This is a genomic window from Arthrobacter nitrophenolicus (genome assembly GCF_000332815.1).
GTDB lineage: Bacteria > Actinomycetota > Actinomycetes > Actinomycetales > Micrococcaceae > Arthrobacter > Arthrobacter nitrophenolicus.
Genome location: NZ_AOFD01000047.1, coordinates 1 through 23,058, shown reverse-complemented (window position 1 = coordinate 23,058; position 23,058 = coordinate 1). Strand labels below are relative to the sequence as shown.

Below are 23,058 nucleotides of genomic sequence, written 5' to 3'. Positions count from 1 at the left end.
GCCCGGACGGCCCGGTTCCAGTCTAGTGACGGGCAACCTGCCGGGTACAGCCCCGTTCGTCCCCGCCTCCCGCAGGTGCGCTAAAGTAGTTCCATGCGTGCGATTCTTCTGCTTAGCTAGCCGCCGGGTGTCCGAGACAACGGACAGCTGAGCGGCAGCCCCTCCATGGCGAGGGGCTTTTGTGTGTCCGGGAGGATTTCCCGGGCCGCTGCGGGAGGATCAGGCCGTTATGGCAGCACAAGTGCCGTACAGAACAGAAGAGGGCAGCAGTGGGCGTTCAGCCGGAGACAGAGACCGGAGCAGCAGTGGCAGCGGAAGCACCCGAGGAGGGCACGTACAGCTTCACGGCCATGGAGGCCAAGTGGCCGCAGGTGTGGGAGGACCTGAAGGTCTTCACCCCTGTCGACGACGGATCACGGGAGCGGCGGTACGTGCTGGACATGTTCCCGTACCCGTCCGGGGACCTGCACATGGGCCACGCCGAAGCGTTCGCGATGGGCGACGTCGTGGCCCGCTACCTCCGCCAGCAGGGCTATGACGTGCTGCATCCGATCGGCTGGGACTCCTTTGGCCTGCCGGCGGAGAACGCCGCGATCAAGCGGAACGCCCACCCCAGCGAGTGGACGTACGCGAACATCGACACCCAGGCCGCGTCCTTCAAGCGTTATGCCATCTCCGCGGACTGGTCCCGCCGGCTGCACACCTCGGATCCCGAGTACTACCGCTGGACCCAGTGGCTCTTCAAGCGCTTCTACGAGCGCGGCCTGGCGTACCGGAAGAATTCGCCGGTCAACTGGTGCCCCAAGGACCAGACCGTCCTGGCCAACGAGCAGGTTGTCAACGGAGCCTGCGAGCGCTGCGGCACCACTGTCACCAAGAAGTCCCTGAACCAGTGGTACTTCAAGATCACCGACTACGCCGACCGGCTGCTCGACGACATGGAACAGCTCCGCGGCCACTGGCCCGAACGGGTGCTGGCCATGCAGAAGAACTGGATCGGCCGGTCCGAGGGTGCCCACGTCAACTTCGTGATCGAGGCCGACGGCGGCAAGCCCGCCAAGGAGGTCACTGTCTTCACCACGCGCCCGGACACCCTGTACGGCGCCACGTTCTTCGTGGTGGCCGCTGATGCACCGCTCGCCGTCGAACTCGTGACGGAGGAACACGCCGCCGCGCTGGACGAGTACCGTGAACAGGTCAAGGCACTGTCGGAGATCGAACGCCAGTCCACGGAACGCGAAAAGACAGGCGTCTTCACCGGCCGGTACGCCATCAACCCGCTGAACGGGGAAAAGCTGCCCGTCTGGGCCGCCGACTACGTCCTGGCCGACTACGGCACCGGCGCCATCATGGCCGTTCCTGCCCACGACCAGCGCGACCTCGACTTCGCCCGTACCTTCGACCTGCCGGTACGCGCGGTCCTGGACACCGGCGAGGAGGACCCGGCCGTGTCCGGCACCGCCACCGCCGGCGAGGGCACCCTGATCAACTCCGGCGAGCTGGACGGGCTGCCCAAGTCTGAGGCCATCCCCGCCGCCATCGCCATCCTGGAGCGTCAGGGCACGGGCGAGAAGTTCGTGAACTTCCGCCTCCGCGACTGGCTGCTGAGCCGGCAGCGGTTCTGGGGTACCCCCATTCCGATCATCCACTGCCCGTCCTGCGGCGAGGTGCCCGTGCCCGACGAGCAGCTGCCCGTCACGCTGCCCGCGGACCTGCGTGGTGAGGACCTGGCCCCGAAGGGCACCTCGCCACTGGCCGCCGCCGAAGCGTGGGTCAATGTCGAGTGCCCGTCCTGCCACGGTCCTGCCAAGCGCGACACCGACACCATGGACACCTTCGTGGACTCGTCCTGGTACTTCCTGCGGTTCGTGTCGCCGCACTACACCGAGGGCCCGTTCGATCCGCAGAAGATCAACGACTGGATGCCGGTGGGGCAGTACGTCGGCGGCGTGGAGCACGCCATCCTGCACCTGCTGTACGCCCGATTCTTCACCAAGGTCATCAACGACCTCGGAATGATAGAGGCCAACGAACCGTTCAGCGCCCTCCTCAACCAGGGCCAGGTGCTTAACGGCGGCAAGGCCATGAGCAAGTCGCTGGGCAACGGTGTGGACCTGGGTGAGCAGCTGGACAAGTACGGCGTGGACGCCGTCCGCCTCACCATGATCTTCGCCTCCCCGCCCGAGGACGACGTGGACTGGGCCGATGTGTCCCCGTCCGGCTCCGCCAAGTTCCTGGCCCGTGCCTGGCGCCTGGCACAGGATGTCGCCAGCGCTCCCGGCACCGACTTCAGTACCGGGGACCGGGCGCTGCGTTCGGTCACGCACCGCACCATCGCGGACGCCGCCGAGCTGCTGGACGCCAACAAGTTCAACGTCGTGGTGGCCAAGCTGATGGAACTGGTCAACGCCACCCGCAAGGCCATCGACTCCGGTGCAGGCGGCGCCGATCCGGCCGTCCGCGAAGCAGCCGAAGCAGTTGCCGTCATCCTCAGCCTGTTTGCGCCCTACACTGCCGAAGACATGTGGAACGTGCTGGGCCACCCCGCATCCGTCGCCAACGCCGGCTGGCCGGTCCACGACCCCGCGCTCCTGGTCCAGGCGACGGTCACCGCCGTCGTCCAGGTCCAGGGGAAGGTGCGGGACCGGCTGGAAGTCTCCCCGGATGTTTCCGAGGACGAACTCCGCGAGCTGGCCCTGGCCTCCGAGAACGTCCAGCGCGCGATGGACGGCCGCGGCATCCGCACGGTCATCGTCCGGGCACCTAAACTGGTCAACATCGTCCCGGCCTAGCAGGCCGGACCCGGCCACCGGACAACTCCGGTGGCCGGCCAGTGACACCAGGAGGCCCCTTGCCCGACAGTTCCGCCACCGGCTGGCCCTGGTTCCGGGCCCGCCTGGCAGGTTTCCGCCCCGCGCCCAAGCCCGGAGCCGGCGTCGTCCGCACCGCGGTGGTGACGGACTCGGCTGCGGCCCTGCCGCAGCCGTGGGCGGACGGGCTCAAGGCAGACGGGCTGCTCACCGTGATCCCCATGCCCGTCATGGTGGGAGCGGACATTTACGGCGAGGGTGAAGACGACATCCTGGAAACCATCGCGCTGGCCCTGGCCGCGGGGACGCCGGTCAAGACGTCCCGCCCCTCGCCCGGGCAATTCGAGCAGGCCTTCCGTGCCGCGCTGCGCCGGGGGTACCAGGAGGTCGTCTCCATTCACATCTCCGGTGAGCTCTCCGGCACGGCGGATGCCGCCCGCCTGGCTGCCGCCCGGGTGGGGATCCCGGTGGAAGTGGTTGATTCGCGCACGGTGGGAATGGCGCTGGGCATGGCGGTCCAGGCCGCTGTGGCGGCTGCGGCCGGCGGCGCCGACGCGGTCCGTACTGCCTCCGCCGCGGCGGCCCAGGCCGGGCAGACCAGGGTCTATTTTTACGTCCCGAGCCTCGAGCAGCTCCGGCGCGGCGGCCGGATCGGCCCGGCGGCATCACTGCTGGGCACCATGCTGGCCATCAAACCAATCCTCGCAGTGGAGAACGGCAAGATCGTTCCGCTGGAGAAGGTGCGGTCGGCCGCCAAGGCGGTGGCCCGGCTGGAGGAGCTCGTCGCCGCCGAGGCGCAGGCCCAGCCCGGGCAGGCCGTCCGGCTGGCGGTGCACCATTTCGGAAACCAGGACGAAGCCGAGGGCCTCGCGGCCAGGCTGGCAGCGGCCCTTCCGCAGTGCCCGCCGGCGCAGATCAGTTCACTTCCGGCGGTGCTTGCGGCGCATGCCGGGCTGGGTGTCCTGGCCGTCATCGTGGGCCACGACGCTGCGGGCGGCGCACCCGGGCCCAAGGCGCCGAGCCTGTCCACATAGCACCTCGCGGGCCTGTTGCCAGGTGCCCGGATGTCCCTAGCGTGAAGCCATGTCACGCCGGGATGCTGGAGCAGCGGGTCCTTCGGCGCGCCATGCCAGGTCCCGGCTGCAGGCAAGCCTGGGCGGGCGGAAGGGCCTTCTGGCCGACGGCGGCGGGGAGCAGGATTTCGAATACCGGGGGAGTGAAGAGCCCCTCCCGGACACGGCGGGCGTTGAAGGCGGGCCTGCCGGGCTGGCACCCGTCCTGCGCTGGCGGCTGGGGCTTCGGGCTGCAGTCCTGCTCGGCGTCCTTGCCGTTGCCGCCGGCGCGGTGTTCTGGTGGCAGACCGCGTCCGGCCGCCCGCAGATCCTGCCGCTTGCCGGGATCAGCGCCGGCCAGGCGGCGGAGAGCGGACCCCGGGACGGAGACGGCGGCGACGCCGGGGCGGACGGGGACGGCCTGCCCGGGGTGACTGAACCTCCGGGAAATTCCGCGGGCCCAGTGGTGGTCCATGTTGCCGGTGCGGTGGCCGCGCCCGGCGTGGTGACCCTGCCGGCGGGGAGCCGCGTCCATGACGCCATCGGCGCCGCGGGCGGCGGCACGTCCGACGCCGATCTCAACCGCCTCAACCTGGCACTGGTTGTCGAGGACGGACAAAAAATCCACGTTCCCCGGCAGGGCGAAGCCACGCCCCCGATATCGGAGTCCGCAGGGGCGCCCGGTGCCGCGGGCGGCGCAGGTGGTGCACCGGGATCCGGCGGTGCGAAGGTCAACCTCAACACCGCCGTGGCGGCGGAGCTTGACACCCTGCCCAAGGTGGGGCCGGTGCTGGCCCAGCGGATTGTGGACTGGCGCGCAGACCACGGTCCCTTCAGGAGCGTGGAGGAGCTGGACGCGGTGGACGGTGTGGGCCCCAAGATGCTGGAAGCATTGCTGCCACTGGTGACGGTGTGACGTGCCGCGGCTGGTGAACGGGCATCCCGGTGCCTAGCGACGGAGGACGCGGCAGCCGGTGGAGCCGGTTCGTGGAGGCTGCCGTCAGTGGCGGCCCCGGTAGTGGCGCCAGCGGGGCGAACGGGAACGACAGCGGGAACCCGCCCGTCTCCGGCAAATACTCCGGGCGCATGGACGCAATCCGGGACAGGCTTGCCCTGCCCGGGCGGAGGGGCGGCGCTGCACCACGCGATAGTGCCGGCAGCGACGGCGGGACCGGGCCTCCGCGCCGTCGTACCGATCTTCGCCTTGCCCTTCCGGCTGCCATGGTCTGGGGAGCCTCCCTTGCCGGGTTATGGTTGACGCCCGCGGCCCTGGCCGTGCTCTGCCTGGGCCTGGCTGCCCTCGGCGCGCTGCTGCTGGCGCGTCTCCGCGGCCGGACACCCGCCGTCCGTCCGCAGGGCCGGCGCAGCTTCCGGGCCACCTCTGCCATTGCCCTCCTGCTCGCCGCCGCCGCTGCAGCCCATTCTTCCGTTGCCGCCAGCCAGCGTTTTGACGGCCCGCTCGCCGAAGCCATCGCGGGCGGCAAGACTGCGGTTGCCCTGGTGGAGGTGGCCGGTGCGCCGCGCCCGCTCGGCAGGCCAGGGCTGGCTGGTCCGCCTGAACGCTGGTCCGTGCCTGTCCTGACCCGGGAAGTCGCCACCGGAGGCGTGGTGCTGCGCACCCGGGCGCAGCTGGTGGTCATGGGTGGTGGGGCCTGGGGGACCCTGGTCCCGGGACAGGCGGTGCGGGCCACCGGGAAACTGCGTCCGGCCGATCCCGGACGGTATGAGGCCGGAACGCTGGCCGCCTCTTCCGCGCCGGGCCCGGCCGACGGCGGCTCCGGGCTGGAGAGCGCGGCGAAGGACCTGCGGAGCCGCTTTGTCAGCGCCGCCGCTTTCCTGGCCCCCGATGCCGCAGGCCTCCTCCCGGGCATGGTCACCGGGGACACCAGCGCCCTGGACGAAGGGCTGGAGAACGCATGAAAGCTGTTGGCATGACCCACCTCACTGCTGTCTCCGGCGCCAACTGCAGCCTTGTCCTGGGCGCGCTGCTGCTTGCCTGCCGGCGGATGCGGATGCCACGTGCACCCGCGGCCGCGGCGGCCCTGGCCGGGCTGGGACTGTTCGTGGTGCTCGTCGGCCCGGATGCCAGCGTCCTGCGGGCGGCCGTGATGGGAGCAGTGGCAGTGGCTGCCCTCGCCGGTGGCCGTCGGGGACGCGGACTGAGTTTCCTCTGCCTGGCGGTGATGGGGCTCCTGCTCGTCGACCCGGGGCTGGGCGGGAGCTTCGGGTTCCTGCTTTCGGTCCTGGCGACGCTGGGAATCATCGTTCTGGGCAGACGGATCATTGACTGGACTCCCGCTCCCATTCCCCGGTGGGCGGCCGCAGCCGTGGCGGTTCCGCTGTCGGCGCAGCTGCTGTGCGGGCCCGTCATTGTCCTGCTGCAGCCCCAGTTTTCGACCTACTCACTCCTGGCGAACGTGGCCGCGTCACCCCTGGTGGCGCCGGTGACCCTGCTGGGAACCGCAGCGGTTCCCCTCATTGTCCTGGCCCCCTGGCCAGCCACGTTCCTCATCGCCGTGTCTGGAACGTTCAGTGCCGGCGTCGCAGGCATCGCCCGGTTCAGCTCTCAGCTTCCGGGGGCTTCGCTTCCCTGGCCGGAAGGCCTGCCCGGGCTGCTGTCCATGCTCCTGCTCTCGGCCCTCACCTTCTCTCTAACATGGGCTGCGGCACGTCCGCGGGCAGTTGTGTGCCTTGTCCGCGCGGCACACCGGATCACGGTCTCGCTTCTTGCGCTGCCGGAGCGCAGGCGCGCAGCCTGGGATCGCCGGCATGGCTTTGACCACGGTGCAGGACATGGCAGGCTGGGATACTCCACAAAATATTCCGGAAGGGATCCCCGATGGCCGCTGCGCAAAAACGAGCAACCCGTCCGGCGGCGTCGAACGCTGCCGCCTGGCGCGAGGCAGCCCCGGCGCCAGTTGTCCTCATCACGGGCCCCGAGGAGTACCTGGGCATCCGGGCCATGGACAACATCCGATCGCAGGTCCGCGCCACCTCTCCCGATGTGGAGGTCAGCCGGGTCGACGCCGCCGCCTACGAGGCCGGAAGCCTTTTGATGCTGGTCAGCCCGTCGCTGTTCGGGGAGAGCAAACTGATTGAGGTCGAAGGCCTCGAATCCATGAATGAGGCTTTCCTGGCCGACGCCTTGGCCTACCTGGGCCATCTGGAACCGGACGCCGTCCTGGTCCTGCGGCATGGCGGGGGAGCGCGCGGCAAGAAGCTCCTTGACGCCATCAAAAAAGGCGGCTGGCCCGTGGTGGACTGCCAGCCGCTCAAGAAGGACGCCGACAAGATGGCCTTCGTGTCCGCGGAGTTCAAGGCGGCCGGCCGGCGGATCGAGCAGGACGCGGTCCTTGCCCTGGTCAACGCGGTTGGCGCCAACCTTTCCGAACTGGCCGCTGCCTGCAGCCAGCTGATTTCCGATGCGGGAACCACCGTGACGTCGGAGCTGGTCGACCGGTACTACGGCGGCAGGATCGAGGCGACGGCGTTCAAGGTGGCCGACGCTGCAATGGCCGGAAACGGGCCCCTGGCGCTGTCGACGCTCCGGCATGCCCTTGCCACGGGGGCCGATCCGGTTCCCCTGGTTGCGGCCCTGGCAGCCAAACTGCGCACGGTGGCCCGGGTGGCCGGCGCCTCGGGCTCTGCTGCACAGATCGCCGCCGAACTGGGCATGCAGCCGTGGCTGGTGGAGCAGGCGCAGCGTGACGTCCGGCGGTGGACTCCGGAGGGGCTGGTCCGGTCCATCCAGGCCACGGCGGAGGCGGACGCGCAGGTCAAGGGGCTCTCGCGTGACCCGGTGTTCGCCGTCGAGAATGCGGTCCGGATCATCGCAATGTCTGTCCAGGGCCGCTGAGCCCAACCCGCACTTCCACTTAAAGGCGCGTGGCCGGTACCCGAGGGTACCGGCCACGATCATCAGTTCGGGGAACTGGAAACCTTACAGTGCGTTGACCTTCTTGGAGATCGCCGACTTGCGGTTTGCTGCGTTGTTCTTGTGCAGAACACCCTTGCTGACAGCCTTGTCCAGCTTGCGGCTGGCAACAACCAGGGCAGCAGTAGCTGCATCCTTGTCCGTGGACTCAACGGCGGTGTTGACGGCGCGGATGGCCGTCTTCAGCTCGGACTTGACTGCGTTGTTGCGCAGGCGTGCCTTCTCGTTGGTGAGGATGCGCTTCTTCTGGGACTTGATATTCGCCACGTGTGAACTCTCTTTTTAATGCGGAAATGGTCTAGAGGGCTTTCAGGCTGGCCATTGACTGAGCGGCGTGGGGATACCTATGGCGGCCAACCATCAGTGGCCGTCGACCTGCACGGACACACAGCTATAAAGAATAGCAGGTCAGCCGCCCGGCTGGCCATTCACGGCCTACGTCCAGCCGTGTCGCGCGCGGAGCCCTGCGGCCACGGCGTCAAAGCGCTTGCGGTCCAGCACGGCGCCCTCCCGGCGGATGTCCGCCGGCCTGATCTGCAGGACCCGATCCAGCCGGGCCTCGCTGGGCCTTCCCTGGCGGTCCCAGCCCCCAATGCCCAGGTCAACATAGTCGGAGGAGGCGGATGCTGCGGGCACCCGGTCCCTGCTGGTGAGCATCAGTCCCAGCAGGTACTGTCCGCTGCGTCCCACCAGCAGGACCGGGCGGTCCTTCCCGCGGGAGTGGTCCTCCTGGTACGGCACCCAGGTCCACACCACCTCGCCGGGGTCCGGATCGCCGTCGGGCTTGGGCGCATAACTGACGGTGGAACGCCCCCGGAAATCCCCCGGGTAGCGGCTTGTGCCGGCAGGGGCAGCAGGCCCCCGGGCGTGGGAACGGGACGGCGCCCGATTCCGGGACGAAGCGGGGCCGTACGCCCGCAGCAGGCGAAGACCGCTCCGGACGGCGTTCCCCAGGGAACGGAGACTGAAAGGCATTCCGCCACCTTACCGCCGGGCCCTGCTGCGGACATGACTGCAAACCCCGGCGGGATGCGGTGCCACGCGCCCGGACGTGGGACACTTGAAGTTGACGATGTGCGGCTGGACCGCGGGAACCTTATCAAGGGTGCACCCGGCGGCAGCCGCGGAAATGCCAACAGTAAGGACCCTGCGTGTCTCCCATGGCCCGCACCGCCCCGGTGCCCGCCGCGACAGATCCGGCCATCATTCGGAATTTCTGCATCATCGCGCACATTGACCACGGCAAGTCCACCCTGGCTGACCGCATGCTGCAGTCCACCGGAGTGGTGCAGGCACGCGACATGAAGGCCCAGTACCTGGACCGCATGGACATCGAGCGTGAACGCGGCATCACCATCAAGTCCCAGGCCGTCCGCATGCCCTGGGAAGTCGACGGCGTCAGTTACGCACTGAACATGATCGACACCCCCGGCCACGTGGACTTCACCTATGAAGTGTCCCGGTCGCTGGCAGCGTGCGAAGGCGCCGTCCTGCTGGTGGACGCCGCGCAGGGCATCGAGGCGCAGACCCTCGCCAACCTGTACCTGGCGATGGAAAACGACCTCACCATCATTCCGGTGCTCAACAAGATCGACCTTCCGGCGGCGCAGCCGGAGAAGTACGCGGCGGAACTGGCGAACCTCATCGGCGGCGATCCGGAGGACGTCCTGCTGGTTTCGGGCAAGACCGGCGTGGGCGTGGAGGCCCTGCTGGACAAGATCGTCACCGACCTCCCGGCGCCCGTTGGGGACGCCAACGCACCCGCCCGCGCCATGATCTTCGACTCCGTCTACGACACCTACCGAGGCGTCGTCACCTACGTGCGGGTGGTGGACGGCATGCTGCATCCGCGCGAACGCATCCAGATGATGTCCACCAAGGCCTCGCACGAACTCCTGGAGATCGGCGTCAGCTCACCCGAACCCACGCCTTCCAAGGGCCTCGGCGTCGGTGAGGTGGGCTACCTCATCACCGGGGTGAAGGACGTCCGCCAGTCCAAGGTCGGTGACACTGTCACCAACCTGGCCAAACCGGCGTCGGAATCCCTCAGCGGCTACGCGGATCCCAAGCCCATGGTGTTCTCCGGCCTCTACCCGCTGGACGGAACCGATTATCCGGTGCTCCGCGATGCCCTGGACAAGCTCAAGCTCAACGACGCCGCACTGGTCTACGAGCCGGAAACCTCCGCCGCCCTGGGCTTCGGCTTCCGCGTGGGCTTCCTTGGCCTGCTGCACCTCGAGATCGTCCGGGAACGCCTGGAGCGTGAATTCAACCTGGACCTCATTTCCACGGCACCGAACGTGGTGTACGAGGTGACCCTTGAGGACAAGTCCGTCCTGACCGTCACCAACCCCAGCGAGTTCCCGGCGGGCAAGATCCGGGAAGTCCGGGAGCCCATGGTGTCTGCCACCATCCTTGCCCCGAACGAGTTCGTCGGGGCAATCATGGAGCTCTGCCAGGGCCGCCGCGGTCAGATGAAGGGCATGGACTACCTCTCCGAGGACCGCGTGGAACTGCGGTACTGGATCCCGCTGGCCGAGATCGTCTTCGACTTCTTCGACATCCTCAAGTCCAAGACCCGCGGCTACGCGTCGCTGGACTGGAAGGCCGACGGCGAGCAGGTGGCCGACCTGGTCAAGGTGGACATCCTGCTCCAGGGCGAACAGGTGGACGCCTTCAGTGCCATCACGCACAAGGACAAGGCTTATGCGTACGGCGTGATGATGACCGGCAAGCTGCGTGAGCTCATTCCGAGGCAGCAGTTCGAGGTGCCCATCCAGGCGGCCATCGGATCCCGGATCATCGCCCGCGAAAGCATCCGCGCGATCCGCAAGGACGTCCTCGCCAAGTGCTACGGCGGTGACATCTCGCGTAAGCGCAAGCTGCTGGAAAAGCAGAAGGAAGGCAAGAAGCGCATGAAGATGGTGGGCCGCGTGGAGGTTCCGCAGGAGGCCTTCATCGCCGCGCTGACCACCGACGAGTCCAAGGACAAGGCCAAGAAGTAGTGATGACAGTGGCCGCATCCATCCAGGGCCGCAGCGATGCCTAGCGTTCTTCCTTTGGGCGACCCCGCGCCGCCGGACGGCCTGCTGCCCGCACAGGCGGCCCAGGGCGCGGGCAACCGTGCCTTCGGGCTGTATGTCCACATTCCCTTCTGCGCCGTGCGCTGCGGGTACTGCGACTTCAACACCTACACCGCCACCGAGCTCGGCGGCGGTGCGTCGCAGGACGCCTATGCCGGCACGGCCGCTTCCGAGGTGGCGTTTGCCGCCCGGGTGCTCGCCGGATCCGGGGTTCCGGCGCGGCAGCTCAGCACCGTTTTCTTCGGCGGCGGGACGCCCACCCTTCTTCCCGCAGACGATCTCGCCCTGATCCTTCGGGCGGCAGTCGACGAGTGGGGCATTGAGGACGGGGCGGAGGTTACAACCGAAGCCAATCCGGACTCTGTCACTCCAGAGTCCCTCGCTGTCCTTAAAGCAGCGGGTTTCACGCGGGTTTCCTTTGGCATGCAGTCCGCGGTTCCTCACGTCCTGAAGGTCCTGGACCGGACGCATACCCCGAGCAGGGTTCCGCAGGTGGTGCAGTGGGCCCGGGAGGCCGGACTGGCCGTCAGCCTGGACCTGATCTACGGCACGCCGGGCGAGTCCCTGGACGACTGGCGGTACTCCCTGGAGACTGCCCTGTCCTACCAGCCCGACCACATCAGCGCCTACGCGCTGATCGTGGAGGACGGCACCAAGCTCGCCGCGCAGATGCGCCGCGGGGAGGTTCCGGGTATCGACGACGACGACCACGCCGACAAGTACGAGCTCGCCGACCAGCTGATCTCTGCGGCCGGGCTGGGCTGGTACGAGGTCAGCAACTGGGCCCGCACCCCGGAGCAGGCGTGCCGCCACAACCTCGCCTACTGGCGGGGGGACGACTGGTGGGGGATCGGACCGGGTGCGCACTCCCACGTGGGCGGCGTCCGGTGGTGGAACGTCAAGCATCCCACCGCCTACGCCGGACGCCTTGCCCAGGGAGCCTCACCGGCTGCCGGGCGGGAAACCCTGGACGGGGAAACCCGGACTGTTGAACGCATCATGCTGGAGGCGCGCCTCCAGGCGGGCCTTGAAGTGGCCACCCTGAGCGCCGTTGGACGCCATCAGGTGGCGGGGCTGATCGCCGACGGCCTGGTGGACCCGGCCGCGGCATTCCGCGGGAGGCTGGTCCTCACCCTGAAGGGGCGCCTGCTCGCCGACGCGGTGGTCCGCCGGATCCTCCCGGACTGACAGCCGGCGGGGCCCCGGCGCGCGCTTGCGAGTGCTGGGAGCCGGTGGGTGGGCCCACGACGGCGAGGGCCCCGGCGCGAGCTTGCGAGTGCTGGGAGCCGGTGGGGACTACTTGATCCAGCGCAGGTTGTACTGGTAACGGTGCGGCTGGCCCTTGTTCACGTGGATGCCGGCCGCCACCGAGAAGCACGTCAGGGCAATCCAGATCAGCGTGGCGATGACGGCGAAGATGTTGCCGATCACGGGGATGAACACCAGGATGTTCGCCACCACGGCCGCGATGGTAGGCGGCAGGCTGAAGTTCAGCGCTTCCTTGGACTCCTGCGCCGTAAACGGACCGCGGTCGCGGAAGATCAGGAAGATCAGGAGCGCAGGGACACAGCCGAGGATCCCGCCGAAGTGCGCCAGCGTGGCCCACTGCCGGTCCTCGCCTGCCGTCAGGGGCAGCGCGTTCGCCGGGACGCCATGATATTCGGAGCGGCCTGCGCCGCCCTGGCTGTCCCTGTGATCACGGGTGTTTTCTGCCACAGTCTGTTTCCTTCGAGAGTGCAAATAGTGCCAAATGCCGGTATTGCCTTGCTGCGGCCGCGAACAGCGCCGCAGGACCCGCAGTACCAAGAATACTGGCTATCCGGGACGTGGCTCCCCAATCAGGGCACCGTGAGGAAGTCGATCACTTCCTCAACCCGGCCCAGCAGCGACGCCTCAAGGTCAGCGTAGCTGCGGACGGCGCCCAGCAGCTTCTGCCACCCCAGCCCGATGTCCTCCTTCGTGGCGTGCGGCCATCCGAAGGCCGCCAGCACGCCGGTCTTCCAGTCCTGGCCGCGGGGCACTACCGGCCACTGCTCGATTCCCAGCACAGCGGGCCTGATGGCCTGCCACACATCCACGTACGGGTGGCCCACGATCAGCACATTCCCTGCAGCCCCGGGCGACGCCATCACGCGTCGGCGATGCGGGACTCCTTCGAGTCCGGCACCAGGTGGTCCACGAGCACGCCGAGCCGCCGTCCCGGGCCGGGCCGGAAATCCGCCACCGCCCCGGCGAGGTCGTCAATGCCGTGCAGCGGCTCGACGACGATGCCCTCCACCCGGAGGTCGTCGCCCCAGACCTTTTCCACCAGTTCGGCGTCGTGCTTGCCCTCCACCCAGATCCGGCTGGCTTTGGCCACCTGGGCCCGCTGGCCGGTGACCTTGACCGAGCCCGACGCCGTCCTGCCGGCACCGCCGCCGGCGGCGGCGCGTGGTGCCGGCGGCATCAGCCGGATGGCCCGGCCCTCCAGGAGGAAACCGAATCCGAGCCGGAACGTCCGCGACTTTCCCCGCCGGTCCTCCAGCGCCACCACGTGCATGCCGCCGGACTTTTCCACCCGGGTCACGGCACCGACCCACCCGGACTGGACGTCCTCAAGGACCATGCCGCGTTCAACGGGGATTTCGGGCAGTTGGGTGCGGACGGGGCCGGACATCTCCCGGGGCCCCCAGTTCTGGTAATCCATGGATCGACTCCGCCTAGCGCTAGATCAGTGCCGCCGGAATTTCGCCCGGAGCGGTACCAATGCTAACAACGGGCCAAGGCATAATAGACTGTTAGCACTTGGGCATGTCGAGTGCTAACCCCTGACGGTTTGCCCTGATGTTTGTTGCACGGGGCGGCGCTGCCGCCCCGACCCTGGATGGAGGTGGAGTGTGAGCGAGCCACGCAGACTGGAAGTGCTGCGGGCAATCGTGGAGGACTACGTCCACTCCCGCGAGCCCGTTGGTTCGAAGGCACTGGTGGAGCGGCATCATCTCGGCGTATCCAGTGCAACAATCCGCAACGACATGGCAGCGCTTGAAGACGAAGGCTCATCACCGCTCCGCACACCAGTGCAGGCAGGATACCCACGGACAAGGGTTACCGCCTGTTCGTTGACCAGATCTCGGCCGTGAAGCCCCTTTCCCAGGCTGAACGGCGCGCCATCCAGTCGCTGCTGGAAGGCGCCGACGACCTCGATGATGTCCTGGACCGCACCGTCCGCCTGCTGTCCCAGCTGACCAACCAGGTGGCGGTGGTCCAGTACCCCCACCTGAGCCGCGCCCTGATCCGGCACATCGAATTCGTCCTGCTGGCACCGCGGAAAGTGCTGGTGGTCCTGATCGCCAACAGCGGCAAGGTGGAACAGCGGGTCATCGACGTCGGCCAGGACCTCGGCGACGACGCCCTCGCCGCGCTCCGGACCCAGTTCCTCGGTTCCCTTGCCGGAACCCCGCTGGGCCAGCTGGGGCAGTCCCTGCCCGGCGTCGTGTCCGCTGTCAGCCCGGCACAGCGGCCGGCCGCCCAGGCACTGGCCCACGGGCTGGAACTCCTGGCACACAGCAGCCGCGAGGAGCGCATGGTCATGGCAGGCACCGCCAACCTTGCCCGGTCCAACGTGGATTTCCCGCTCAGCATCGGACCTGTGCTGGAAGCCCTGGAGGAACAGGTGGTGATGCTGCGCCTGCTGAGCGAAATGGCGCAGGACCACCGTGGCGTGGCCGTCAGCATCGGGCGGGAGAACCCCTATGACGGCCTTGCCGAAGCCTCCGTGGTGGCTACCGGCTACGGTCCGGACAGCGCGGCAAAAATAGGCGTGCTGGGTCCCACCCGCATGGACTATCCCACCACCATGGCCGCCGTCAGGGCTGTTGCCCGCTACCTGTCCCGGATCCTGGGGCCCTGAGCGGGGTGCCGGCTGCCGTGGCAGCCGGTCCGCGGAAGGACACCCCACTGCATGCAGTACAACAAGGAAGAGATACGAACTTTGAGCAGCCACTACGACGTCCTTGGAGTCTCACCGGAGGCCACCGGAGAAGAAATCAAGAAGGCCTACCGCAAGCTGGCCCGCACCCTGCACCCGGACGTCAACCCGGGCGAGGAGGCTGCTGACCGCTTCAAGGCAGTAACCCACGCGTACGAAGTCCTCTCGGACCCCCAGAAGCGGCGCGTCTACGACACCACCGGCAACGAAAACGGCACGGACAACGGGTTCGGCGGCGGCAGCTACGCCGGCCAGGGCTTCGCCTTCCAGGACATCTTCGACACCTTTTTCGGTGCCGGCGGCTCCGCCGGCCCCGCCTCCCGGGTGCGCCGCGGGCAGGACGCCCTTATCAGCGTCCGGATCGACCTCCGCGACGCCGTCTTCGGCGTCAACAAGAAACTCGAGGTGGACACGGCCGTCACCTGCCCCACCTGCGAAGGCTCCTGCTGCCAGCCCGGCTCGCATCCGGAGCGCTGCGACATCTGCGGCGGCAGCGGCCAGGTGCAGCGGGCGGTCCGCTCCATCCTCGGCCAGGTCATGACGGCTGCCCCCTGCGGCAGCTGCGAAGGATTCGGCACCGTCATCAAGGACCCCTGCAACGAGTGCAGCGGCCAGGGCCGCATCCGCAGCCGCCGTTCACTGACCATCAAGGTTCCTGCCGGCGTCGCCACCGGAACCCGCATCCAGCTGTCCGGGCAGGGCGAGGCGGGACCCGCCGGCGGACCTTCCGGCGACCTCTACGTGGAGATCCGGGTCAACAACGACCCCACCTACGTCCGGGACGGGGACGACCTCCACGCCACCCTGAACATTCCCATGACGGCGGCCGCCCTTGGCACCGAGGTGAACCTGGAGACCTTCGACGGGACCCAGGAGATCGACGTCAAGCCCGGTACACAGTCCGGTGAGATCATCACCCTGCGCGGCTTGGGCGTCACCCACCTGCGCGGGTACGGCCGCGGGGACCTCAAAGTGCACCTGCAGGTGGAGACTCCCGCCAAGCTCGATGCCGCCCAGGAAGACCTGCTGCGGCAGTTGGCCAAGCTCCGGGGCGAGCAGATCACCGAGGGAAAGCTGGCTGCCAGCGGCGGCATGTTCGCCAAGCTTCGGGACCGCCTCGGTAACCTGTAGCGGTGAGCAACCCAGTCTTCTTCACCGCCGCCGGGTCCCTCGATGGAATGGCGCCCGGCGGCCTCTTCGTCCTGGAAGGGGCCGAGGCCAGGCACGCCGTCGCCGTTAAGCGCCTTGAAGCGGGTGAGCCGGTCGATATCGTCGACGGCGCCGGCACCAGGATGACCGGGCGGGTCGCCGGTGCTGCTCCGGCGGCCCTGGAAGTGGAGTGCACGTCCGTAGCCGTCGAACCGCAGCCGGACGTCCGGCTGGTGCTCGTCCAGGCCCTGGCCAAGGCGACCGGGACGAACTGGCCATCGAAACGGCCACCGAGCTGGGGATCGACGCCGTGGTCCCGTGGCAGTCCGAACGTTCAATCGTGCGGTGGAAAGGTGACCGGGCAGCGAAAGCCCACGCCAAATGGCAATCGGTGGTCACCGCCGCCGCCAAGCAGGCACGCCGGTCCTGGGTGCCTGAGGTCCGCCCTGCCGTGGACACTGCGGGGCTGTCCGCAGCCGTCGAGGCCGCGGACCTGGCAGTCATCCTGCACGAGGACGCCGTCCGCCCGCTGCGCAGCGTCCTTGAGGGCTGGCAGGCCGGCGGCGGGGGTGCGGAACCCCGCGAGGTGCTCCTGATCGTCGGACCCGAGGGCGGCATCAGCCCCCGCGAAGTCACCAGGCTCTGCGACAAGGGCGCCGTGACGGCGCTGCTGGGGAACCATGTCCTGCGGTCGTCCACGGCCGGGCCCGCCGCCGTCGTGCTGGCCAGCGACATCCTGGGCCGCTGGGCGGCTACCGCACCTTGAAGGCCCTGGTGTCCTCAAACTGGTCCGGACCGCCGCCGGTTCCGGCCTGCGCCACCCGCAGCTCGTAGTCACCGGCGGGCATGGTCAGGGCCAGGGTGAAAACCCCCGCCTGGCCCTGTTCCGGCGAGGCCGTGGTCTCCCCGGTGAGGAATGGCTCGGTGCTGCCGTCGGCTCCGGACCGCAGGATTTGCCAGCGGAGCTTGCCGCCGGCAGTTGTGCTTCGCCCGGTAATCTTTACGCTGCCCCCGGGCACCTCCACATTTTCCTGCGGATCGATGATCCAGACGGGCGCCACCAGGCCCGTGCTCCGGGTCATGAGTGCGCCGAGCTGGATGTGGTCGAACGCCATGTAGTCCGTGTGCCCGTCCACCAGGATCCGCACCCGGATCTGCTGCCCGGAATCGATCAGGCCTGAGCTGGCTGCGGCGGCGGTTGCCGTGTACACCAGCTGCTGGATGGCCCGGGCCGCCATGTCCGCATCGAGGTTGCTGTTGAAGGCGTCCTCGGAGACGTCCACGGTGATGACGTCCTTGCCCGAAATGGAGGTGGCGAGCTTGTCCGGGTTCTGCCAGGGCGTGAAAAAGTCGGGGTCGAATGGCTTGTCCGACATCATGGAGCGCAGGGCGCGCGTGACCGGATTTTCCTGGTCCGGGACATCACGGAATTCCCGGTACAGGAAAACGTCGCTGCCGCTGCGCCCAATCCAGTAGACCGGCGCCTTGTTGGAGGACTGGGTGGTTTCCAGCGGCGCACTCGTGGGCGGTGCCTGCGCTGTGCCGGGGGCGGTGGGATTGGTGGCCAACGTGCCGGTCGGCGCTGGCCCGGCCTCGGCGATGCAGCCTGTCAGGGCCGGGACAGCTGCCAGGACGCCGGCCAGCAGGAGACCGCGCACGCGGCCCATGGCACGGCCGGCCCTCAGGGGCGCAGCGGTTTCCGGCACGTTCGTCCTGTCCTTTCCTGGCATGGAGGGCCGATCCCCGGGCGGCCTGGGCTTCCAGCTGAAGCTGGATTTCCAGCATGGCACACACCTCCGGGCGTTCCCTCCGCCGGCCCGCCCGCCGGCCGAACTGCAACGGGAACGATATGAGGCCGATATGAAGTTGATACCTAATGACGGAATGCGGTCATCGTTCCCTTCGGGCAGCGGCTTCCCATATCCGGCGCCGGCGGCTGCTGGCGTAATATGGAAAGACATTCTGAACCGACCTCGAGGGGACCACAGGCCAGCGGGCCATCACTATGACTGAATCAGCGAACGGAAAGCGCCGGTCCGCCGGAGAGGGCAGCAACGGGGAGTTCCCCCATTCGCTGCCAGGCATCCGGACCGAGGTGGTCCTTTTCGACAACTCCGATCAGATGGTCCAGTCGCTCGGCAGCCACGATGAGGCGCTGCGGTACATCGAGGAGCAGTTCCCGGACGTTAACTTCCACGTCCGCGGCAACGAGCTCTCCATCAGCGGACCCACCCACGACGTGCCACGGATCATGCGGTTGCTCCACGAGGTCCGCGGACTCGTGGCACGCGGAACCGTCATCAGCCCCACGGTTCTGCAGCAGCTGGTGGCCCTGCTGCGCACCCAGTCGCTGCAGACCCCCGTGGACGTGCTGACCCACGACATCCTCTCCAGCCGGGGCCGGACAATCCGCCCGAAAACCCTGAACCAGAAGAACTACGTTGACGCCATAGACGACAACACTGTGATCTTCGGCATCGGGCCCGCCGGCACGGGCAAGACCTACCTGGCCATGGCCAAGGCGGTCCAGGCGCTGCAGCAAAAAGAGGTCAACCGCATCATCCTGACCCGTCCGGCAGTGGAAGCCGGGGAGCGCCTCGGCTTCCTGCCCGGCACCCTCAGCGACAAAATCGATCCGTACCTGCGGCCGCTCTATGACGCCCTGCACGACATGATGGACCCCGAATCCATCCCGCGGCTCATGGCGGCCGGAACCATCGAAGTGGCGCCCCTCGCCTACATGCGCGGGCGCACCCTCAACGACGCCTTCATCATCCTCGACGAGGCGCAGAACACCACACCGGAACAGATGAAGATGTTCCTGACCCGGCTGGGCTTCGGATCCAAGATGGTGGTCACCGGTGACATCACCCAGGTTGACCTTCCGTTCGGCACGCGGTCCGGGCTGCGCATCGTGGAGGAGATCCTGCAGGGCATCGAAGGCGTCAATTTCTCCGTCCTGGACGCCGCCGACGTCGTCCGCCACCGCCTCGTGGGAGATATCGTCAATGCCTACAGCCTCTGGGACGACTCCCAGCGGGCGAGGGCCAAACACACAGCCGCAAGAGAAAAACGGGGGGAACACGCTTGAGCATCGAGGTGAACAACGAGTCCGGGGTCCAGGTGGACGAAGCCGAACTCGTTGCACTGTCCCGGTACATCTTTGAACAGCTCTACATCCACCCGCAGGCGGAACTGTCCATCCTGCTGGTGGATGAGCCCGCGATGGAAAAACTGCATCTCGAGCTGATGGACGAGCCCGGTTCCACCGACGTCCTGTCCGTGCCCATGGATGAACTCACCCCCGGAACACCTGACCGGCCCACGCCGCAGGGCATGCTGGGTGACATCGCCATTTGCCCGCAGGTGGCAAAAGTGCAGGCCCGGAACGCAGGCCACCAGCTGCAGGATGAGATGCTGCTGCTGACCACCCACGGCATCCTGCACCTGCTGGGCTACGACCATGCGGAACCCGAGGAGAAAGCCGAAATGTTCGGGCTCCAGCGGGAACTCCTGTCCGGCTTCACCGGCAAAGAAGCACCCGCCGAGACCACCCAGTGACGCCTTTGCTCCTGGTCGCGATGGCCCTGCTCTTCCTGGGCGTCGCGGCGGTGCTGACGGCGGCCGAGGCCGCCTTCAATTTCCTTCCGCGCCATGATGCGGAAGAAGCGCTCCTTCGGAGCCGGGGCAATGCGATGCGCCGAATCCTTGCCGAGCCGGTTGCGCACATCCGCGCGCTGCGGTTCTGGCGGATCTGGTTCGAGATGGCCTCCGCGGTGGCTGTTGCCGTCCTGCTCTACAGCCTGCTGGACAACATCTGGCTCGCCGGACTGGCGGCAACAGGCATCATGGCGCTGCTCGGATTCGTCATCGTGGGCGTGTCGCCCCGCCAGCTGGGACGGCTGCATTCCGCTGCCGTGGTCCGGTTCACGGCCCCTACCATCCGGTTCCTGACCTGGGTCCTGGGGCCGATCCCCGGCTGGCTCGTGGCCCTGGGCAGCTCGGCTGCTCCCGGCGCGCCCGGCGGCGATGAGGCCTTCTTCAGCGAGCAGGAGTTCCGTGAACTGGTGGAGCGGGCCAGCGAATCGGACATGATCGAGGACACCGAAGCCGAGATGATCCAATCGGTGTTCGATTTCGGCGACACCCTGGTGCGTGCCGTCATGGTCCCCAGGACGGACATCGTCAGCATCGAATCCGGGTCCAGCCTGCACCAGGCCATGTCCCTGTTCCTCCGCTCCGGATATTCAAGGATCCCGGTTATCGGCGAGGACACGGACCACATCCTCGGCATCATCTACCTGAAGGACGTTGCCGCCGCCGTCCATGAACTCGCGCCGGACGCGGAACCGCCCCTGGTGGATTCGCTGGCCCGCGAGGTCCGGTACGTCCCCGAATCCAAGCCCGTGAGCGACCTCCTGCGTGAACTGCAGAAAGAATCCACCCATGTCGCCATCGTCATCGACGAATACGGCGGCACCGCCGGCCTGGTCACCCTCGAGGACCTGATCGAGGAAATCGTGGGCGAAATCGTGGACGAGTACGACACCGAAAGCGCCGAAGCCGTTGAGCTTGGTGACGGTTCCTACCGCGTCAGCGCACGTATGAGCATCGATGACCTGGGCGAGCTCTTCGACATCGAGCTTGACGACGACGAAGTGGACACTGTGGGCGGCCTCCTTGCCAAGGCGCTTGGCCGGGTTCCCATCGTGGGAAGCCACGTTGAAGTCCACGGCGTTTCGCTCCGGGCCGACCGCCTGGAAGGCCGGCGCAACCGCGTCAGCCACATCATTGCGGCTCCGGTGCCAAGAGTAGACACTGACTTTGAAGACCTCCTCGAAGAGGCGGACACAACCCAGCAGGGAGTTCCACGTGAGCAAGAAAAATAAGGCGGCACCGGCGGAAGACTTCGGCGGCTTCCACGCAGGATTCTCAGTCCTGGTGGGCCGGCCCAATGCCGGCAAGTCCACCCTGACGAACGCCCTGGTGGGGAAGAAAGTGGCCATCACGTCCGCGAAGCCGCAAACCACCCGGCACACCATCCGCGGCATCGTCCACCGGGACGACGCCCAGCTGATCCTGGTGGACACCCCGGGCCTGCACCGCCCGCGTACCCTCCTCGGAAAGCGCCTGAACGACCTCGTGGCGGACACCCTCGCAGAGGTTGACGCCATCGGATTCTGCCTGCCCGCCAACGAAAAGATCGGGCCAGGCGACAAATTCATCGCCGCCCAGCTCGCGGCGGTGGGCCGCAAGCCCGTCATCGCCATCGTCACCAAGGCGGACCTGGTGGACCGACAAGCACTGACCGAGCAGCTCCTCGCGGTTGCGGAGCTGGGCCGGGAAGTCCTGGGGGAGGAGGGCTGGAAGGACATCGTGCCGGTCTCCGCCACGGACGGTTTCCAGGTGGATACGGTTGCCGATGTCCTGATCAGCCACATGCCGCCGTCGCCCCCGCTGTATCCCGATGGCGAGCTCACGGACGAACCGGAAGCGGTGATGGTGGCGGAACTCATCCGGGAGGCCGCGCTCGAGGGCGTGCGGGACGAGTTGCCGCACTCCCTGGCCGTGGTGGTCGAAGAGATCGTCCCGCGGGAGGACCGGCCTGACGACAACCCGCTCCTGGATGTGCGGGTCAACCTGTATGTGGAGCGCCCTTCCCAGAAGGCCATCATCATCGGCAAGGGCGGCAGCAGGCTTCGCGAGGTGGGCACCAATGCGCGCAAGGGCATCGAGGCCCTGCTCGGCACGCGAATCTACCTTGACCTGCACGTCAAGGTGGCCAAGGACTGGCAGCGCGACCCGAAGCAGCTGGTCAAACTCGGATTCTGATCCGCCTGTGCGGCCGTTGCCGGGCGGGCGCCCCGGCATTCTCCCAGACTGGACCACTAAAATGGACCGGATTTTGATTTTAGAGGAAGGTTCACCACGTGGTTCGAGGCCGCGATATACGCGACAACGAAGCTGATGTGCCAGCCGGAACAGGGCCGGTATCCCGGCACGCGCACGACAGCGCCCTGGGGACCGCGCGGCATCTGGGCCCCTTCCGCGGCATGCCCGTCTGGCTCAAGATCGTCACGGGCGTCCTGTCCCTGGCCATTATTGGCGGCCTGGCTTTCGCCGGGTTCTGGTACCTGCGCCTGCAGAACAATATTTCCAAGGCTCCATTGAATGCCGGCGGAGGCAACAGCGAGACGGTCAGCGACGCGACGGGCAGGATGCAGATCCTCATCCTGGGCTCGGACACGCGCGACGGCAAAAACGCCGAGTACGGCACGGCCGACGACTCCAAGGGCTATGGCAAGTCGGACGTCATGATGCTGATGGACATCTCCGAGGACAACAAACGCGTGAGCGTCATCAGTTTCCCCCGCGACCTGCTGGTGGACATTCCCCAGTGCAAGGACGAGAAGACCGGCCAGGAGTACCCTGCCCGCAGCGGCATCATGATCAACGAGGCCATGGCGGAAGCCGGCATCGGCTGTGCCGTGGACACGGTCAACAGGATCACCGGCCTGGAAGTGGACCACTTCATGATGGCCGACTTCAACGCCGTGAAGGAATTGTCCAACGCTGTGGGCGGCGTGGAAGTCTGCATCAGCGACGCCGTGTACGACCCCGATTCACGGCTGCGGCTGCCTGCCGGCACCTCGATGGTCCAGGGCGAGCAGGCACTCGCCTTCCTGCGGACCCGGCATGCCTTCGCCGACGGCGGCGACCTGGGCCGGATCAAGGCGCAACAGGGATTCCTCTCGTCGCTGACCCGCAAGATCAAGGACGACGGCACCCTGTCCGATCCAGGCAAGATGCTGAAGATCGCCGACGTCGTCACCCAGAACCTGACGGTGGATGAAGGGCTGGCCTCCGTTCCCACCCTGCTGACCATCGGCAACCGGCTTAAGGACATCGATATCAGCAAGGTGGCGTTCGTCGCCGTCCCCACCACCCCGGCGGACGTTGACCCGAACAGGCTCCAGATCGCCGAGCCTGCCGGCTCCCAGCTCTTCGCGGCCCTCCGGCAGGACGTTGACCTGACCGATCCCACCGCGCCCGCCACCCCCGC

At 67.6% G+C, this 23,058-nt stretch carries 18 protein-coding genes and 3 pseudogenes; 16 read left to right on the top strand and 5 right to left on the bottom strand.

Features of this window, described 5'->3' with window-relative positions:
* Positions 1-269: 269 nt before the first annotated feature.
* The 6 genes from leuS (at position 270) to holA (ending at position 7,718) form a co-directional block, all read left to right on the top strand.
* Positions 270-2,792: a leucine--tRNA ligase gene (gene leuS, locus G205_RS15505; protein ID WP_009358812.1), complete on the top strand. Its 2,523-nt coding sequence runs from the start codon at positions 270-272 to the stop codon at positions 2,790-2,792.
* 59 nt (positions 2,793-2,851) lie between these two features.
* A complete protein-coding gene (locus G205_RS15500; protein WP_009358811.1) occupies positions 2,852-3,844 on the top strand; it encodes a DegV family protein in 993 nt (330 codons plus the stop codon).
* Between the two features lie 49 nt (positions 3,845-3,893).
* Positions 3,894-4,778: a ComEA family DNA-binding protein gene (locus tag G205_RS15495; protein ID WP_009358810.1), complete on the top strand. Its 885-nt coding sequence runs from the start codon at positions 3,894-3,896 to the stop codon at positions 4,776-4,778.
* Between the two features lie 170 nt (positions 4,779-4,948).
* Positions 4,949-5,782, top strand: a complete 834-nt coding sequence (locus G205_RS23030) for a hypothetical protein (RefSeq protein ID WP_235046963.1) — start codon at positions 4,949-4,951, stop codon at positions 5,780-5,782.
* 11 nt (positions 5,783-5,793) lie between these two features.
* A complete protein-coding gene (locus tag G205_RS23025) occupies positions 5,794-6,918 on the top strand; it encodes a ComEC/Rec2 family competence protein (RefSeq protein WP_235046962.1) in 1,125 nt (374 codons plus the stop codon).
* Entirely contained in the window at positions 6,825-7,718 is an 894-nt protein-coding gene (gene holA, locus G205_RS15485; protein WP_235046960.1) for a DNA polymerase III subunit delta, read from the top strand. Before G205_RS23025 ends, holA begins: the two co-directional genes overlap by 94 nt.
* An 84-nt stretch (positions 7,719-7,802) precedes the next feature.
* On the opposite strand, the gene rpsT is transcribed toward holA, so the two are convergent.
* Both rpsT and G205_RS15475 read right to left on the bottom strand, forming a co-directional pair.
* A complete protein-coding gene (gene rpsT, locus G205_RS15480; RefSeq protein ID WP_009358808.1) occupies positions 7,803-8,063 on the bottom strand; it encodes a 30S ribosomal protein S20 in 261 nt (86 codons plus the stop codon).
* 168 nt (positions 8,064-8,231) lie between these two features.
* The gene (locus G205_RS15475) at positions 8,232-8,771 is read right to left on the bottom strand and encodes a type II toxin-antitoxin system PemK/MazF family toxin (protein ID WP_009358807.1); all 540 of its coding nucleotides are present in this window, start codon (positions 8,769-8,771) and stop codon (positions 8,232-8,234) included.
* Between the two features lie 176 nt (positions 8,772-8,947).
* Between G205_RS15475 and lepA the strand changes: the two genes are divergently transcribed.
* Both lepA and hemW read left to right on the top strand, forming a co-directional pair.
* Positions 8,948-10,801, top strand: coding sequence for a translation elongation factor 4 (gene lepA, locus G205_RS15470; protein ID WP_009358806.1), 1,854 nt, complete (start codon positions 8,948-8,950; stop codon positions 10,799-10,801).
* Between the two features lie 36 nt (positions 10,802-10,837).
* The gene (gene hemW, locus G205_RS15465; protein WP_009358805.1) at positions 10,838-12,067 is read left to right on the top strand and encodes a radical SAM family heme chaperone HemW; all 1,230 of its coding nucleotides are present in this window, start codon (positions 10,838-10,840) and stop codon (positions 12,065-12,067) included.
* Positions 12,068-12,175: 108 nt separating this feature from the next.
* On the opposite strand, the gene G205_RS15460 is transcribed toward hemW, so the two are convergent.
* Together G205_RS15460 and G205_RS15455 are read right to left on the bottom strand one after the other, a co-directional pair.
* Positions 12,176-12,595, bottom strand: a complete 420-nt coding sequence (locus G205_RS15460) for a DUF4870 domain-containing protein (RefSeq protein WP_009358804.1) — start codon at positions 12,593-12,595, stop codon at positions 12,176-12,178.
* A 122-nt stretch (positions 12,596-12,717) separates the two neighbouring features.
* Positions 12,718-13,565 (bottom strand): annotated as a pseudogene (locus G205_RS15455) (DUF3097 domain-containing protein).
* 190 nt (positions 13,566-13,755) lie between these two features.
* On the opposite strand from G205_RS15455, the pseudogene hrcA reads away from it, so the two are divergent.
* The 3 genes and pseudogenes from hrcA to G205_RS15440 all read left to right on the top strand — a co-directional run bounded on the left by hrcA (position 13,756) and on the right by G205_RS15440 (position 16,761).
* Positions 13,756-14,768, top strand: a pseudogene (gene hrcA / locus G205_RS15450) (heat-inducible transcriptional repressor HrcA).
* Between the two features lie 81 nt (positions 14,769-14,849).
* Complete coding sequence (dnaJ, locus tag G205_RS15445; RefSeq protein ID WP_009358802.1) at positions 14,850-15,977, top strand: molecular chaperone DnaJ; 1,128 nt, start codon at positions 14,850-14,852, stop codon at positions 15,975-15,977.
* Positions 15,978-15,979: 2 nt separating this feature from the next.
* Positions 15,980-16,761 (top strand): annotated as a pseudogene (locus tag G205_RS15440) (16S rRNA (uracil(1498)-N(3))-methyltransferase).
* Here G205_RS15440 and G205_RS15435 read toward each other — a convergent pair.
* Positions 16,748-17,662 (bottom strand): GerMN domain-containing protein, encoded by a 915-nt coding sequence (locus tag G205_RS15435; RefSeq protein ID WP_035753358.1) that lies wholly within the window; start codon positions 17,660-17,662, stop codon positions 16,748-16,750. The pseudogene G205_RS15440 and the gene G205_RS15435 overlap by 14 nt on opposite strands.
* A gap of 338 nt (positions 17,663-18,000) precedes the next feature.
* On the opposite strand from G205_RS15435, the gene G205_RS15430 reads away from it, so the two are divergent.
* The 5 genes from G205_RS15430 to G205_RS15410 all read left to right on the top strand — a co-directional run.
* Entirely contained in the window at positions 18,001-19,086 is a 1,086-nt protein-coding gene (locus G205_RS15430) for a PhoH family protein (RefSeq protein ID WP_009358799.1), read from the top strand.
* Complete coding sequence (gene ybeY, locus G205_RS15425) at positions 19,083-19,556, top strand: rRNA maturation RNase YbeY (RefSeq protein ID WP_009358798.1); 474 nt, start codon at positions 19,083-19,085, stop codon at positions 19,554-19,556. Before G205_RS15430 ends, ybeY begins: the two co-directional genes overlap by 4 nt.
* Entirely contained in the window at positions 19,553-20,884 is a 1,332-nt protein-coding gene (locus G205_RS15420) for a hemolysin family protein (RefSeq protein ID WP_009358797.1), read from the top strand. The genes ybeY and G205_RS15420 overlap by 4 nt, the downstream gene beginning before the upstream one ends.
* Positions 20,868-21,827: a GTPase Era gene (gene era / locus G205_RS15415; protein ID WP_009358796.1), complete on the top strand. Its 960-nt coding sequence runs from the start codon at positions 20,868-20,870 to the stop codon at positions 21,825-21,827. The genes G205_RS15420 and era overlap by 17 nt, the downstream gene beginning before the upstream one ends.
* A 221-nt stretch (positions 21,828-22,048) precedes the next feature.
* The coding region (locus G205_RS15410) for an LCP family protein (protein WP_235046965.1) at positions 22,049-23,058 on the top strand (1,010 nt) is incomplete at its 3' end.